At 60.2% G+C, this 13,520-nt stretch carries 14 protein-coding genes; 1 reads left to right on the forward strand and 13 read right to left on the reverse strand.

The window, feature by feature from the left end; all coding sequences use genetic code 11:
- Window positions 1-17: 17 nt before the first annotated feature.
- The 13 genes from atpD to BM046_RS11055 all read right to left on the reverse strand — a co-directional run bounded on the left by atpD (window position 18) and on the right by BM046_RS11055 (window position 12,492).
- Window positions 18-1,394 carry a F0F1 ATP synthase subunit beta gene (gene atpD, locus BM046_RS10995; RefSeq protein WP_090539442.1) on the reverse strand — a complete coding sequence of 459 codons (1,377 nt, stop codon included), beginning with the start codon at window positions 1,392-1,394 and terminating at the stop codon, window positions 18-20.
- A gap of 63 nt (window positions 1,395-1,457) precedes the next feature.
- A complete protein-coding gene (atpG, locus tag BM046_RS11000) occupies window positions 1,458-2,318 on the reverse strand; it encodes a F0F1 ATP synthase subunit gamma (RefSeq protein WP_090539444.1) in 861 nt (286 codons plus the stop codon).
- A gap of 74 nt (window positions 2,319-2,392) precedes the next feature.
- Entirely contained in the window at window positions 2,393-3,937 is a 1,545-nt protein-coding gene (gene atpA, locus BM046_RS11005) for a F0F1 ATP synthase subunit alpha (protein ID WP_090539445.1), read from the reverse strand.
- 15 nt (window positions 3,938-3,952) lie between these two features.
- Window positions 3,953-4,489, reverse strand: coding sequence for a F0F1 ATP synthase subunit delta (locus BM046_RS11010; protein WP_090539447.1), 537 nt, complete (start codon window positions 4,487-4,489; stop codon window positions 3,953-3,955).
- Between the two features lie 11 nt (window positions 4,490-4,500).
- On the reverse strand, window positions 4,501-4,971 hold the full coding sequence (locus BM046_RS11015) for a F0F1 ATP synthase subunit B (RefSeq protein WP_090539450.1): 471 nt from the start codon (window positions 4,969-4,971) through the stop codon (window positions 4,501-4,503).
- A 93-nt stretch (window positions 4,972-5,064) separates the two neighbouring features.
- Window positions 5,065-5,304: a F0F1 ATP synthase subunit C gene (atpE, locus tag BM046_RS11020; protein ID WP_044499327.1), complete on the reverse strand. Its 240-nt coding sequence runs from the start codon at window positions 5,302-5,304 to the stop codon at window positions 5,065-5,067.
- A gap of 60 nt (window positions 5,305-5,364) precedes the next feature.
- Window positions 5,365-6,219, reverse strand: a complete 855-nt coding sequence (gene atpB, locus BM046_RS11025) for a F0F1 ATP synthase subunit A (protein WP_090539453.1) — start codon at window positions 6,217-6,219, stop codon at window positions 5,365-5,367.
- Window positions 6,220-6,232: 13 nt separating this feature from the next.
- Window positions 6,233-6,637 (reverse strand): F0F1 ATP synthase subunit I, encoded by a 405-nt coding sequence (locus BM046_RS11030; protein ID WP_090539596.1) that lies wholly within the window; start codon window positions 6,635-6,637, stop codon window positions 6,233-6,235.
- A gap of 156 nt (window positions 6,638-6,793) precedes the next feature.
- Window positions 6,794-7,657 carry a ParB/RepB/Spo0J family partition protein gene (locus BM046_RS11035; RefSeq protein ID WP_090539455.1) on the reverse strand — a complete coding sequence of 288 codons (864 nt, stop codon included), beginning with the start codon at window positions 7,655-7,657 and terminating at the stop codon, window positions 6,794-6,796.
- A 34-nt stretch (window positions 7,658-7,691) separates the two neighbouring features.
- Window positions 7,692-8,480 (reverse strand): ParA family protein, encoded by a 789-nt coding sequence (locus BM046_RS11040; RefSeq protein WP_090539457.1) that lies wholly within the window; start codon window positions 8,478-8,480, stop codon window positions 7,692-7,694.
- 22 nt (window positions 8,481-8,502) lie between these two features.
- Complete coding sequence (gene rsmG / locus BM046_RS11045) at window positions 8,503-9,132, reverse strand: 16S rRNA (guanine(527)-N(7))-methyltransferase RsmG (protein ID WP_090539598.1); 630 nt, start codon at window positions 9,130-9,132, stop codon at window positions 8,503-8,505.
- A gap of 5 nt (window positions 9,133-9,137) precedes the next feature.
- Window positions 9,138-11,036: a tRNA uridine-5-carboxymethylaminomethyl(34) synthesis enzyme MnmG gene (gene mnmG / locus BM046_RS11050; protein ID WP_090539459.1), complete on the reverse strand. Its 1,899-nt coding sequence runs from the start codon at window positions 11,034-11,036 to the stop codon at window positions 9,138-9,140.
- 451 nt (window positions 11,037-11,487) lie between these two features.
- Complete coding sequence (locus tag BM046_RS11055) at window positions 11,488-12,492, reverse strand: AraC family transcriptional regulator (protein ID WP_177197846.1); 1,005 nt, start codon at window positions 12,490-12,492, stop codon at window positions 11,488-11,490.
- 184 nt (window positions 12,493-12,676) lie between these two features.
- On the opposite strand from BM046_RS11055, the gene BM046_RS11060 reads away from it, so the two are divergent.
- On the forward strand, window positions 12,677-13,519 hold the full coding sequence (locus tag BM046_RS11060; RefSeq protein ID WP_090539462.1) for a TauD/TfdA dioxygenase family protein: 843 nt from the start codon (window positions 12,677-12,679) through the stop codon (window positions 13,517-13,519).
- Window position 13,520 lies beyond the last annotated feature (1 nt).

The following is a 13,520-nucleotide window of genomic DNA, read 5'->3' on the forward strand; positions in this document are numbered from 1 at the left end:
TGCGCGGGCGCGGCCCATTACATGTTCTTCGCTTTCTCGACCGCTTCGTCGATGGTGCCAACCATGTAGAAAGCCTGCTCCGGCAGGTGATCGTAATCACCATTGAGGATGCCCTGGAAGCCACGGATGGTTTCCTTCAGGGGCACGTACTTGCCGGGCGCACCGGTGAAGACCTCGGCCACGTGGAAGGGCTGCGACAGGAAGCGCTGGATCTTACGAGCGCGGGCTACCAGTTGCTTGTCTTCCTCGGACAGCTCGTCCATACCCAGGATGGCGATGATGTCCTTCAGCTCCTTGTAGCGCTGCAGAACGTACTGAACGCCGCGGGTCACTTCGTAGTGCTCCTGACCGATCACCAGCGGATCCAGCGAACGGCTGGTGGAGTCCAACGGATCCACCGCCGGGTAGATACCCAGGGAGGCGATGTCACGGCTCAGTACCACGGTCGCGTCAAGGTGAGCGAAGGTGGTGGCCGGAGACGGGTCAGTCAGGTCGTCCGCAGGTACGTATACGGCCTGGATGGAGGTGATGGAACCGGTCTTGGTGGAGGTGATACGCTCCTGCAGAACACCCATCTCCTCGGCCAGAGTCGGCTGATAACCTACGGCCGACGGCATACGACCCAGCAGCGCGGATACTTCGGTACCGGCCAGGGTGTAACGGTAGATGTTGTCGATGAACAGCAGTACGTCCTTGCCTTCCTCACGGAATTTCTCGGCCATGGTCAGACCGGTCAGGGCCACGCGCAGACGGTTACCCGGCGGCTCGTTCATCTGGCCGTAGACCATCGCTACCTTGTCCAGAACGTTGGAGTCCTTCATCTCGTGGTAGAAGTCGTTACCTTCACGGGTACGCTCACCCACACCGGCGAACACGGACAGACCGCTGTGCGCCTTGGCGATGTTGTTGATCAGCTCCATCATGTTCACGGTCTTGCCCACACCGGCACCACCGAACAGACCGACCTTGCCACCCTTGGCGAAGGGGCAGATCAGGTCGATGACCTTGATACCGGTTTCCAGCAGATCGGTACCACCGGCCTGCTCGGCATAGCTGGGCGCCGCGCGGTGGATGCCCCACTGCTCGTCGCACTGAACCGGGCCGGCTTCGTCGATCGGCTCGCCCAGTACGTTCATGATGCGGCCCAGGGTGCCTGCACCAACCGGTACGGAAATGGCCTTGCCGGTGTTGGTCACGTCCAGGCCACGCTTGAGGCCTTCGGTGCTACCCATGGCGATGGAACGGACGATGCCGTCACCCAGCTGCTGCTGGACTTCCAGGGTGGTTGCTGCGCCGACGACTTTCAGCGCGTCATAGACGTTCGGCACCTGATCGCGCGGGAATTCCACGTCGATGACGGCACCGATGATTTGAACGATACGTCCGCTACTCATTGTTGGTTCCTCTAAGTGGTATGAAACCGTTTCGTCTTGCCGGTCCTGTCTGCCCTGGCCGGGTCAGACCGCCGCGGCGCCGCCGACGATTTCCGAAATTTCCTGGGTGATCGCTGCCTGACGAGCCTTGTTGTAGATAAGCTGCAGACTGTCGATGATGTCGCCCGCGTTGTCGGTGGCGTTTTTCATCGCGATCATCCGGGCTGCCTGTTCGCTGGCACTGTTCTCGACCACGGCCTGGTAGACCTGGGACTCGATATAGCGCTTCAGCAGACCGTCCAGCAGCAGCTGGGCATCCGGCTCGTATACATAGTCCCAGCGCTCCTGCAGCTCATCGGTATCCGAGGCCACCAGAGGAATCAGTTGCTCTACCCGGGGCTTCTGCACCATGGTATTGACGAACTCGTTGGACACCAGATACAGACGGTCGATGCGGCCCTCGTTGTAGCCGTCAAGCATGACCTTGACGCTACCGATGAGGTCGTTCAGCGAGGGTTCCTCACCCAGACCGCTGATCGCCGCGACGACGTTGCCACCGTAGCTGCGGAAGAACTGGGCACCCTTGGTACCGATCACGCACAGTTCGGTTTCGACGTTACGGTCACGCCACTCCTTCATGTTTGTTACCAGTGCCTTGAACAGGTTGGTGTTCAAGCCACCGCAAAGACCACGATCCGTGCTGACCACGATATAACCAACCCGCTTGACTTCACGCTCCTGCATGAAGGGGTGGCGATATTCGGGGTTGGCATTGGCCAGATGGCCAATGACCTGACGAATCCGCTCAGCGTAGGGGCGGCTGGTCGCCATGCGCTGCTGTGCCTTGCGCATCTTGCTGACCGCCACCTTTTCCATGGCGCTGGTGATCTTCTGAGTACTCTTGATACTCGAAATTTTACCGCGAATCTCTTTTGCGCCTGCCATGTCACACCTTTCAGGTTAGCCCGTGGCCGTATCGCACGAAGCGGGATGAAGCCTTGCCCCATCCCGCCCTCGGCTTACCAGCTTTGGGTCGCCTTGAAGTTTTCGATGCCAGACTTGATACCGGCTTCGATCTCGTCGTTGTAGTCGCCTTTCTCGTTGATCTTGGCGAGCAGATCGGCCTTCTCGCGCTTGAACCAGGCCAGCAGGGCGGTCTCGAAAGCACCTACCTTGTTGATCTCGATGTCGGCGAGGAAACCTTTCTCGGCGGCGTACAGGCTGATGGCCATTTCCGCAACGGACATGGGCGCATACTGCTTCTGCTTCATCAGCTCGGTCACGCGCTGACCATGCTCCAGCTGCTTGCGGGTCGCTTCGTCCAGGTCAGAGGCGAACTGGGCGAAGGCCGCCAGTTCACGGTACTGAGCCAGAGCGGTACGGATACCACCGGACAGCTTCTTGATGATCTTGGTCTGGGCCGCACCACCTACACGGGATACCGACACACCGGCGTTGACCGCAGGGCGGATACCGGAGTTGAACAGGTCGGACTCCAGGAAGATCTGACCGTCGGTGATGGAGATCACGTTGGTCGGTACGAAGGCGGATACGTCACCGGCCTGGGTTTCGATGATCGGCAGCGCGGTCAGGGAACCGGTCTTGCCCTTCACTTCACCCTTGGTGAACTGCTCGACGTACTCCTCGGAAACGCGGGAAGCGCGCTCCAGCAGACGGCTGTGCAGGTAGAACACGTCACCGGGGTAGGCTTCACGTCCCGGCGGACGACGCAGCAGCAGGGAGATCTGGCGGTAGGCCACAGCCTGCTTGGACAGGTCGTCGAACACGATCAGGGCGTCTTCACCGCGGTCGCGGAAGTATTCACCCATGGTGCAACCGGAGTAGGGTGCCAGGAACTGCAGGGCAGCCGACTCGGAAGCGGACGCGGCAACGATGATAGTGTTGGCCAGGGCGCCGTGCTCTTCGAGCTTGCGCACCACGTTGGCGATGGTGGACTGCTTCTGACCGACGGCAACGTAGACGCAGCGGATGCCGCTGTCCTTCTGGTTGATGATGGCGTCGATGGCCATGGCGGTCTTGCCGATCTGACGGTCACCGATGATCAGCTCACGCTGGCCACGGCCGATCGGAATCATCGAGTCGACTGCCTTGTAACCGGTCTGTACCGGCTGGTCTACCGACTTACGCCAGATCACGCCGGGCGCAACCTTCTCAACGGCGTCGGTCAGTTTGGCCTCGATCGGGCCCTTGCCATCAATCGGATTACCCAGGGCGTCAACCACGCGGCCCAGCAGCTCCGGACCAACCGGAACTTCCAGGATGCGGCCGGTGCACTTGGCTTCCATACCTTCGGCCAGGGTCAGGTAGTTACCCAGGATAACGGCACCGACGGAGTCCTGCTCCAGGTTCAGTGCCATACCGTAGACACCACCCGGGAACTCGATCATTTCGCCGTACATTACGTCTGCCAGACCGTGAATGCGCACGATACCGTCGGAAACGCTGACGATGGTGCCGACATTCCGGGCCTGGGTGTTCACATCGAGCTTCTCGATGCGCTGCTTGATAATTTCGCTAATTTCGGAAGGATTCAATTGCTGCATGCCATGTCCCTCAAATCAGGATTTCAACGCCTCGGCCAGCTTGGCAAGCTTGCCGCGGACCGAACCGTCGATGACCAGGTCACCCGCACGAATCAACACACCGCCGATAAGGGACGGATTGATGGTCACATGAGGAGTTACTGTGCGGTCTAACCGCTTGGATAAAGCGGTTGCCAGCGTTTTCTGTTGATCGTCAGTCAGCTCGAAGGCGGACTCCACCTCGACTGAGATACTGCGATCGTGTTCCGCCTTGTACTGCTCAAAGAGCTCGGCGATGTCCGGGATCAGGAGCAGACGGTCGTTATCGGCCAGGGTACGGATGAAGTTTCCGAACTCCGGAGTAACGCTGCCTTCGCATACCATGAGCAGATCATCGGCCTTGCGTTCCCGAGTCAGGGACGGGTCACGCATTCTCTCGACAAAAACCGGATCGGCGGCTACGGCGGCTGTCAGAGCCAGCATGCCCGACCAGGCATCCAGCGCAGCAGCAGAAGTAGCAAACTCGAAAGCCGCTTTTGCATAAGGCCGAGCCAGCGTAGTGATAGTAGCCATGCTCGCCTCGCTTAGAGTTGTGAGGCCAGTTTGTTGACCAGCTCACTGTGGGCCGCAGAGTCCACTTCGGACTCCAGGATCTGTTCGGCACCCTTGACGGCCAGCGCGGCAACCTGGGCGCGCAGCTGATCCTTGGCGCGGTTCATTTCCTGTTCGATTTCAGCCTTGGCAGCTGCAATCAGACGTTCACCTTCGGAACGTGCCTGCTCTTTGGCTTCCTCGATGATGAGGTTGGCACTCTTGTTGGCCTGCTCGAGGATCTGAGCAGCCTGTTCCTTGGTCTCACGCAGGGTCTGGGTAGCTTTTTCCTGAGCCAGGCTCAGGTCACGCTGGGCGCGGCCAGCCGCATCCAGGCCTTCGGCGATTTTTTTCTGGCGTTCCTGCATGGCGCGGGTTACCGGCGGCCATACGAACTTCATGGTAAACCAGATAAAAATAGCGAAGGCAATCGTTTGACCAAACAGCGTCAGATTAATATTCACAGCGATTTACCTCGTGCTATTTCGTTGAGTCCTGGAGGACAAGATCGACACGGCAGGACCATTGTCCTGCCGTTCATCGTTACCAGTCAGGAATTAACCGGCAACGCCAGGTGCTACAACGAAGATCAGGTACATCGCGATACCAACGCCGATCATCGGCACGGCGTCGAGCAGACCGGCCATCAGGAAGGTCTTGGTTTGCAGTTGCGGAGCCAGCTCAGGCTGACGGGCAGTGGATTCCAGCAGCTTGCCGCCCAGGATGGCGAAGCCGATACCGGTACCCAGAGCGCCCAGACCGATCATGATAGAGGCTGCGATGATAACGAGTTCCATAATTACTCCTAGAGATCAAAGGTTGTAGTTCAAGTTGGTTGAACAAGGGCTCGCGGCTGCTTAATGATTGTCCTCATGGGCAGCACTCAAATACACCACAGTCAGCACCATGAAGATGAAGGCCTGCAGCGGAATTACCAGAATATGGAAGATTGCCCAGGGCACATTGAGTACCCATTGCACGTAGAAGGGCAGCAGTGCAATCAGGATGAACACCACTTCGCCGGCATACATGTTACCGAACAGACGCAGCGCCAGACTCAGCGGCTTGGTCAGCAGACCCAGCACTTCCAGGAACAGGTTGAACGGAATCAGCGCCCAGTGGTTGAACGGAGTCAGGGTCAGCTCGCGGGTGAAGCCGCCCACACCCTTGATCTTGATGCTGTAGTAGATGATGAGTGCGAACACCGCGATCGACATGCCGAAGGTGGCATTGGGATCAGTGGTGGGCACTATCTTGAAGTAGTCCAGACCCAGCGCCATGCCGATGCCCGGGATGTAGTCCACCGGGATCCACTTCAGCGAGTTCATCAGGAAGATCCAGACGAAGATGGTCAGGGCCAGGGGTGCAATCAGCGGATTGCGACCATGGAAGGTGTCCTTGACGATACCCTGGACGAATTCGACGACGATCTCGACAAAATTCTGCAGACCGCTGGGGGTATCGACGGTGGCGCGCTTGGCAACGAAGCGGAACAGCCCGAGGAAGATCAGTCCCATGAAGATCGACCAGCCCAGGGTGTCCACATGAACCGCCATGAAGCCCATGTCGGCTGCCTCGGAACTGGTACGGGCCAGTGTCCAGGTCGCCTCTTCGACGATGCTGCCGTCGGCACGTTGATAACCTGCCGGCAGTTTACCGAAGGTCAGGTTCTGCAAGTGGTGCTGAATGTATTCAGCGGATGTAGTTGCCATATTTGCCTCAGACCTAATGCTTTGGAAAGCCCCTGACGATCAGCAGTGCGCTGGCCCCTGTTGCCAGCACCGCCAGGTAACTGCCGAACACGGCAGCCACGTTGAGCGGTTCCACTGCAAGCCATACCGTAATGAACAGTACAGCCGTCAATATCAGTTTGCCTGCCTCGCCGGAGTAAAACTCCCCGACGATGGCGCGGGCCGAACGGGCTCCGCTGTAACGGAACACCCGGAAGGCGAAATAGCTGTTGGGGATGAGCGCCACAAGTCCTCCCAACAAACCCGAGTAGCCTGCTACCAAGCCCTGGAAAAGCCACAGGACGAGCGCTACCCCAAGTGTCACTACCAGTTGCAACATCAAGACCGGGAACGCGGGAGTTCGGTGAAAGGGAGCCTTGTTGGGCGTCTTTACGACCATGCTGCCCCTCATCATTGCGACCTGCTCAACCGCGCACTCTGTGCAACAGACTGATGCATTTTGCCCAGCCAAAATAGCGCGAGGAGTATAGGTGCATTACGTAGTCGATTCAACTACAGCTGTTGATTTACGTGGTGCGCTGCAATGTCGCAGTTGTTACTTGATGTGCATGAGCACGCCGTCAAGTTCGTCCAGCGAGTTGTAGCTGATCACCAGTTTGCCCTTGCCTTTGGCACCGTGCTGGATCTTCACTTCGGCGCCGATGCGCTCGGCCAGATCCTGCTGCAGGCGCTCGATGTCCGGATTGCTGCGCGCAGGACCCGATTCACGGCGCGGGTTCAGCCACTGGCGCACCAGTGCTTCGGTCTGCCGCACGGTCAGGCCGCGGGCCACCACCTGGCGCGCTGCCTCACTCTGCTGTTCGGTGGGCAGGCCGAGCAGGGCACGGGCATGGCCCATCTCGATATCGCCGCGCTCGAGCATGACCTTGACGTCGTCGGCCAGGGACATCAGCCGCAGCAGGTTGGTGATGGTGACGCGGGATTTGCCCACCGCATCGGCTACCTGCTGCTGGGTCAGTTCGAATTCCTGCTGCAGGCGTTGCAGCGCCAGGGCCTCTTCGATGGGGTTGAGGTCCTCGCGCTGGATATTCTCGATCAGCGCCATGGCGATCGCGGCTTCGTCGGGCACTTCCCGGATCACGGCCGGGATGCGGTCCAGCCCGGCCTGCTGGGAGGCACGCCAGCGTCGCTCGCCGGCAATGATTTCATAACGATCATCGGCAATGGGTCGGACCACGATCGGCTGCATCACGCCCTGGGCCTTGATCGAGCTGGCCAGCTCCTCCAGCGCCTGGGGATCCATGTCCCGCCGGGGCTGATATTTGCCACGCTGGATCAGATCAACCGGAAGCTCACGCAGTTGTTGATCCTGAGCGCCGTCGTTGGAAGTCGCGTTGACGCCGGTCTGCCCCAAGAGTGCATCCAGCCCCCGTCCCAAGCCGCGTTTCTTGACCGCCATGCCTGTGCTGTCCTTTACCAAAAGAGTGGATTGTTCAACCGGCCGCCTCACTGGCTGCCTTGCGCGTGCGCCGTACCAGCTCCCCGGCCAGAGCCAGATAGGCCACGGCACCGCGGGACTGCTTGTCGTAGGCCAGCACCGGCAGCCCGTAGCTGGGTGCCTCGGCCAGACGCACGTTGCGCGGGATGACCGTCTGGTACAGTCGGTCCCCGAAATGCTCGCTCAGCTGCTCGGACACTTCCCGGGTCAGGCTGTTGCGCGGATCATACATGGTCCGCAGCAGCCCCTCGATCTTCAGGTTCGGATTGAGCACCGAGCCGATGCGCTGGATGGTGGTGACCAGCGCCGAAAGTCCTTCCAGCGCGTAGTACTCGCACTGCATGGGAATGATCACCCCGTCGGCGGCCACCAGGCCATTGACGGTGAGCATGTTGAGTGACGGCGGGCAGTCGATGAGGATGAAGTCGTAATTCTCGCGGACCCCGGCCAGGGCATAGCGCAGCCGACTCTCCTTCATCTTCATCTCCAGCAGCTCGACCTCGGCTGCAGTGAGATCGGCATTGGCCGGCAGCAGCGCATAACCGCCGGCTTCGCTGGTCTGCAGCGCATCGGCCAGGGTGCAGCGGTCGGTCAGTACGTCATAGACCGAGCGTTCCAGCTGGGACTTGTCCACACCGCTGCCCATGGTCGCATTGCCCTGGGGATCCAGATCGATGAGCAGCACCTTGCGCTTGGTTGCCGCCAGCGAGGCGGCCAGATTCACCGTGGTGGTCGTCTTGCCGACGCCGCCCTTCTGGTTGGCAATAGCCAGTACCTTGCCCACAGGAATCTCCTCTCGGTTTACCTTACGCCGTCCGTTGCAGAACCAGCAGATGCCGGCTGGCATCACTGCCCGGTACCGACAACTCGATACTGCGCTGCACACGGAAATCGTCGGCCAGCGCCTGCAGTTCATCCTGCGGATACAGCCCCTTCATCGCCAGCCACCGGGTCTGCGGTGTGCTCAGATGCCGGGTCAGTTCGGTGAAGTCGGCCAACGAGCTGAATGCTCGGGACACTATACCGTCAAAAGGCCGATCTGGGGAAAAGGCTTCCACCCGGCTGTTGACCACCTGCATGTTGTCCAGACCCAGCTCCAGCCTGACCTGGGTGAGGAAGCGGGTCTTCTTGCCATTGCTGTCGAGCAGGGTGAAATCGCTGTCCGGCAGCATGATCGCCAGTATCACCCCGGGCATGCCGCCGCCGCTGCCCACGTCCAGCCAGCGCCCCTGCTCTACATGGGGCAACACGCTGAGACTGTCGAGCAGGTGGCGACTGACCATCTCGTTGGGATCACGCACTGCCGTCAGGTTGTATGCCTTGTTCCATTTGTTCAGCAGCGCCATGTAGGCCAGCAGCTGCTCGGCCTGGTGCTCACTCAGGGCAATGCCCATCTGCTCAGCGCCGCGCGACAGCTGCCGTGCGTGATCGACCATCAACCTCAAGCCTCCCGGGACAATTTGCCATCATTGAGCGCATTGCGCTTCTTCAGATGGATGAGCAACAGACTGATAGCGGCTGGGGTAACGCCGGGCACCCGTGATGCCTGACCCAGGGTCTGGGGACGGATACTGGCCAGTTTCTGGCTGATTTCCTTGGACAGGCCATTGAGCGCGGCGTAATCCAGATCCTCCGGCAGGCGGGTTTCCTCGTGCTGACGCAGCCGGGCGATCTCATCCTGCTGACGCTCGATGTAACCGGCGTACTGGGTCTGGATCTCCACCTGTTCGGCGGCATCGGCGGGAATATCCACGCTGCCGGTCAACTCGGTCAGGGTGCGGTAATCCACCTCCGGGCGGCGCAGCAGATCCAGCAGGCTGTACTCACGGGTCAGCGGGGTGTTGAAGCGTTCGGCAAAGGCCTGGCTGACCTCGCTGCCGGGCTGCACCCAGGTACTTGCCAGCCGCTGGGTTTCAGCGGCTATGGCTTCGCGCTTGGCATTGAACACCGCCCAGCGCTCATCATCCACCAGGCCGAGTTCGCGCCCCTTTTCGGTCAGACGCAGGTCGGCATTGTCCTCGCGCAGGACCAGACGGTACTCGGCGCGGGAGGTGAACATGCGGTAAGGCTCGCGGGTGCCCATGGTAATCAGGTCGTCCACCAGTACCCCGATGTAGGCCTCATCCCGGCACGGGCACCAGCTTTCCAGATCCCGGGCGCGGCGTGCTGCGTTCAGTCCGGCCAGCAGTCCCTGGGCTGCGGCCTCCTCATAGCCCGTGGTGCCGTTGATCTGCCCGGCGAAGAACAGCCCGCCGATGACCTTGGTTTCCAGCGAATACTTCAGGTCCTGGGGGTTGAAGTAGTCATATTCGATGGCATAGCCCGGGCGCAGGATATGGGCGTTTTCCATACCGCGGATCGAGCGCACCAGCTCCAGCTGCACATCGAAGGGCAGCGAGGTGGATATGCCGTTGGGGTACAGCTCGTGGGTGGTCAGACCCTCCGGCTCGATGAAGACCTGGTGCGAATCCTTGTCGGCGAAACGGTGGATCTTGTCCTCGATCGACGGACAGTAACGCGGACCCACACCCTCGATCACCCCGGTGTACATCGGCGAGCGATCCAGGTTGTTGCGGATGATGTCGTGGGTGCGCTCGTTGGTATGGGTGATCCAGCAGTTGACCTGCTCGGGATGCTCCTCGACGCTGCCGAGGAAGGACATCACCGGAATCGGCGTATCGCCCGGCTGGGGAGTCATCTTCGAGAAGTCCACGGTGCGACCGTCGATCCGCGGTGGGGTGCCGGTCTTCAGCCGGTCCACCCGCAGGGGCAGTTCACGCAGGCGACGGGCCAGTGCGATGGCCGGTGGATCACCGGCGCGGCCACCGGAGTAGTTGTCCAGTCCGATATGGATCTGGCCACCGAGGAAGGTGCCTGTGGTCAGTACCACGTTATCGGCCAGAAACCGCAGGCCCATCTGGGTAACCACACCGCGGACCTGGTCCTGTTCGACAATCAGATCGTCGCAGGCTTGCTGGAATATCCACAGATTCGGCTGGTTTTCCAGCATGTAGCGGATGGCGGCCTTGTACAGCACCCGGTCAGCCTGGGCGCGGGTGGCTCGCACCGCAGGCCCCTTGCGGCTGTTGAGCACGCGGAACTGGATGCCGGCACGGTCGGTAGCGCGGGCCATGGCGCCGCCCAGGGCGTCCACTTCCTTGACCAGATGGCTCTTGCCGATGCCGCCGATGGCCGGGTTGCAGCTCATCTGCCCCAGGGTCTCGACATTATGGCTGAGCAGCAGGGTTCGGACCCCCATGCGGGCAGCCGCCAATGCGGCCTCGGTACCCGCATGGCCGCCACCTACCACAATCACGTCAAAACGATCCGGAAAATCCAACACGCACCTCGTTGTCCGGACGCTGGCCGGACGATCGGGAAAAGGGGCTGATTATAGGCGCAGAGCGAAAAAATTGCAGCAGCCGCTGACCATTTTTTGACCAGCCCACCCAGGACCCGGAATCCGGCCTGTTAATAGAAATAGAAAGAACAGAGATTTAAAAAGATAGATACTGATGTTGTATATGGTCAGCCACTTTTCTGTGGATAAACCTGAAAACCCCAGATAATACAGTCGGTTGCCAAAAGCATAACCCTGTGTTCTGCCTGCGCACAGGCCGTGTGGATACCCCGGCGCATGCTGTGCATAACCAGCCGGCTTATCCACAGCGGATTTCTCCACAGTCTTCTGCCTCCGGTTATGGTCAGGGTTGAGGGGCGTTTGTCCACAGGGCTCAGGGAGGTCGAAAAAGGACACTGGGGCATCCAAGGCCGGCGCGAAGAAGCCGGTATCAACTGCCGATCTGGCTCTTGAATTGTCGGGGGGTAACACCGAACCAGGCCTTGAAGGCTCGATGGAAGGTACTGACATCGGCATAACCGAGGGCTTCGGCTATGTGGGCGATGGGCAGGTTTCTTGCCACCAGCAGCTCCAGTGCCCTCTCCTTGAGCAGGCCTTCCTTGAGTTTGCGAAAGCTGGTGCCCTGATCATCGAGATGGCGTTGCAGGGTACGCCGGGTCACCCCCACCGCTGCGGCGACGGTATCTATGTCCGTCTGCACCAGCTGCTCGCCGTCCATATGGTGCTTGATCTGATCGAGAAATCCCTGGCCTGCATTCTGCGCACGCAGCAGACCTTCGGCGTATCCCAGCGTCAGTTGATACAGATGCTCGTCGCGCCCGGCTATAGGCTCGTCCATGCCTTCGCACGCCAATTCCAGGATGTAGAGTTCGCCAGCGGCCTGTACCGGGCATTGCAGCAAAGCGGATATCCCCTCGGCATCAAGACCCGCCGGCAGGCAAAGTGAAGCCCGGATCCTGCGCGACGAGATCGAACCCAGGGTCTTCAGAGCGGCAGTGATAACGGAAAGCGAATGTTGCGGGTGCACCGCCACGGAGGACCGAGCCGGGACGTAGGTGCACAGCAGGCTGTTGCTGCTGTTGATATCGTTGACCCGAAAGAGGCCATTCTGACTGATCAGCATCTGATATCGCACCAGCAGCTCCACCGCCGTGCGTATCGACGGGCTGTGCAGCAGCAGGGGGAACAGCAGCCCGGTAGAGCGGGGACTCAGACGCAGGCCTACCTCCACACCGAGATTGCTGAAGTCGGACGTGGCGACGGCCCGGTGCCACAGGGTGCGGGCTTCCACCAGATCAACCTGCTGTCCGGGGGCCAGGCGCCCCTGTTCTATGCTCTTTATCCCTCGACACAGGGCCGCCACATCCAGCCCCAGAGCGGAGAAGGTTTGAAGCAGGCCGTTGACCCACAGGTTGTTGATCTGCCGATGGTCCATGGTGATGCCCATTCGATTGGCATAAAGCACATTCCGTGATTCAGGCAGTGTGGCACATAATGCACACTTGTTGCGTCAACTCCCAATGAGCGGCTGCGCTTCATCCCATATGATCAGGGCGAGCGAGTCATCAGCTGTGTCTTCGAGCCGTTTCCATCGCCAGTTTCGAGCGGGAGTACAAGAAATGACCTTTACCATAACACCCAGTCAGGGCGCCTGCGGCGCCACCATATCCGGCCTGGATCTGTCCCGGGAGCTGGACCCGAGCGTGATCAGGGATATTCGAGAGGCCTGGCTGAGGCACCATGTGCTCGCCTTTCCCGACCAGAATATGGATGACGAGGACCTCGAACGCTTCAGCCTGTACTTCGGCTCCTTCGCCGGTGATCCCTACATCGCGCCGCTGGACGACCGCCCCAATGTCATCGAGATCCGTCGAACGGCGGATGAAACCACCCCCATCTTTGCCGATGCGTGGCACACCGACTGGAGCTTCGGCAAGAACCCGCCGGCGGCCACCATACTGCATGGCATTGTCATACCGCCCCATGGCGGCAATACCGACTTCGTCAACCAGCATGCGGCGTTGAAGGCAATGCCCGCGGAGCTGCGCGAACGCATCGAGGGCAAGCAGGCCATCCACTCGGCGCGCCTGGCCTATGCGCCGACCGGTATGTATGGAGAAAAGGAGAAGGCCAGCGGCAAGCAACGCGGCTTCAGGATCCATACCTCCGAATCCGCCTACGATACCCAGCTGCACCCGCTTATCCGCAGGCATCCGGAGACCGGCGAGGAATGCCTGTTCGGTTGCCTCGGTTACATCATAGGTATAGACGGAATGGAGGAGTCCGAGGCCGAACAGCTGTTGCTGGAACTCTATCTCTGGCAGACCCGGCCTGAGTTCCAGTACAGCCATCAATGGCAACCCGGGATGGTGGTCATGTGGGACAACCGCTCCGTGCTGCACAAGGCCAACGGCGGTTATGAAGGTTACGAGCGCAAGCTCCATCGTACAGTGGTGGCCTGAC

The organism is Halopseudomonas formosensis, from assembly GCF_900115905.1.
Taxonomy (GTDB): Bacteria; Pseudomonadota; Gammaproteobacteria; order Pseudomonadales; family Pseudomonadaceae; genus Halopseudomonas; species Halopseudomonas formosensis.

Excerpts from the sequence above, each read along its gene's own strand:
- atpD (WP_090539442.1), bottom strand. The coding sequence starts at position 1,394 with ATGAGTAGCGGACGTATCGTTCAAATCATCGGTGCCGTCATCGACGTG.
- BM046_RS11010 (WP_090539447.1), bottom strand. The coding sequence starts at position 4,489 with ATGGCTACTATCACTACGCTGGCTCGGCCTTATGCAAAAGCGGCTTTC.
- atpE (WP_044499327.1), bottom strand. The coding sequence starts at position 5,304 with ATGGAACTCGTTATCATCGCAGCCTCTATCATGATCGGTCTGGGCGCT.
- BM046_RS11055 (WP_177197846.1), bottom strand. The coding sequence starts at position 12,492 with ATGGACCATCGGCAGATCAACAACCTGTGGGTCAACGGCCTGCTTCAA.
- BM046_RS11035 (WP_090539455.1), bottom strand. The coding sequence starts at position 7,657 with ATGGCGGTCAAGAAACGCGGCTTGGGACGGGGGCTGGATGCACTCTTG.
- atpA (WP_090539445.1), bottom strand. The coding sequence starts at position 3,937 with ATGCAGCAATTGAATCCTTCCGAAATTAGCGAAATTATCAAGCAGCGC.
- atpG (WP_090539444.1), bottom strand. The coding sequence starts at position 2,318 with ATGGCAGGCGCAAAAGAGATTCGCGGTAAAATTTCGAGTATCAAGAGT.
- atpB (WP_090539453.1), bottom strand. The coding sequence starts at position 6,219 with ATGGCAACTACATCCGCTGAATACATTCAGCACCACTTGCAGAACCTG.
- BM046_RS11060 (WP_090539462.1), top strand. The coding sequence starts at position 12,677 with ATGACCTTTACCATAACACCCAGTCAGGGCGCCTGCGGCGCCACCATA.
- BM046_RS11030 (WP_090539596.1), bottom strand. The coding sequence starts at position 6,637 with ATGGTCGTAAAGACGCCCAACAAGGCTCCCTTTCACCGAACTCCCGCG.
- rsmG (WP_090539598.1), bottom strand. The coding sequence starts at position 9,132 with ATGGTCGATCACGCACGGCAGCTGTCGCGCGGCGCTGAGCAGATGGGC.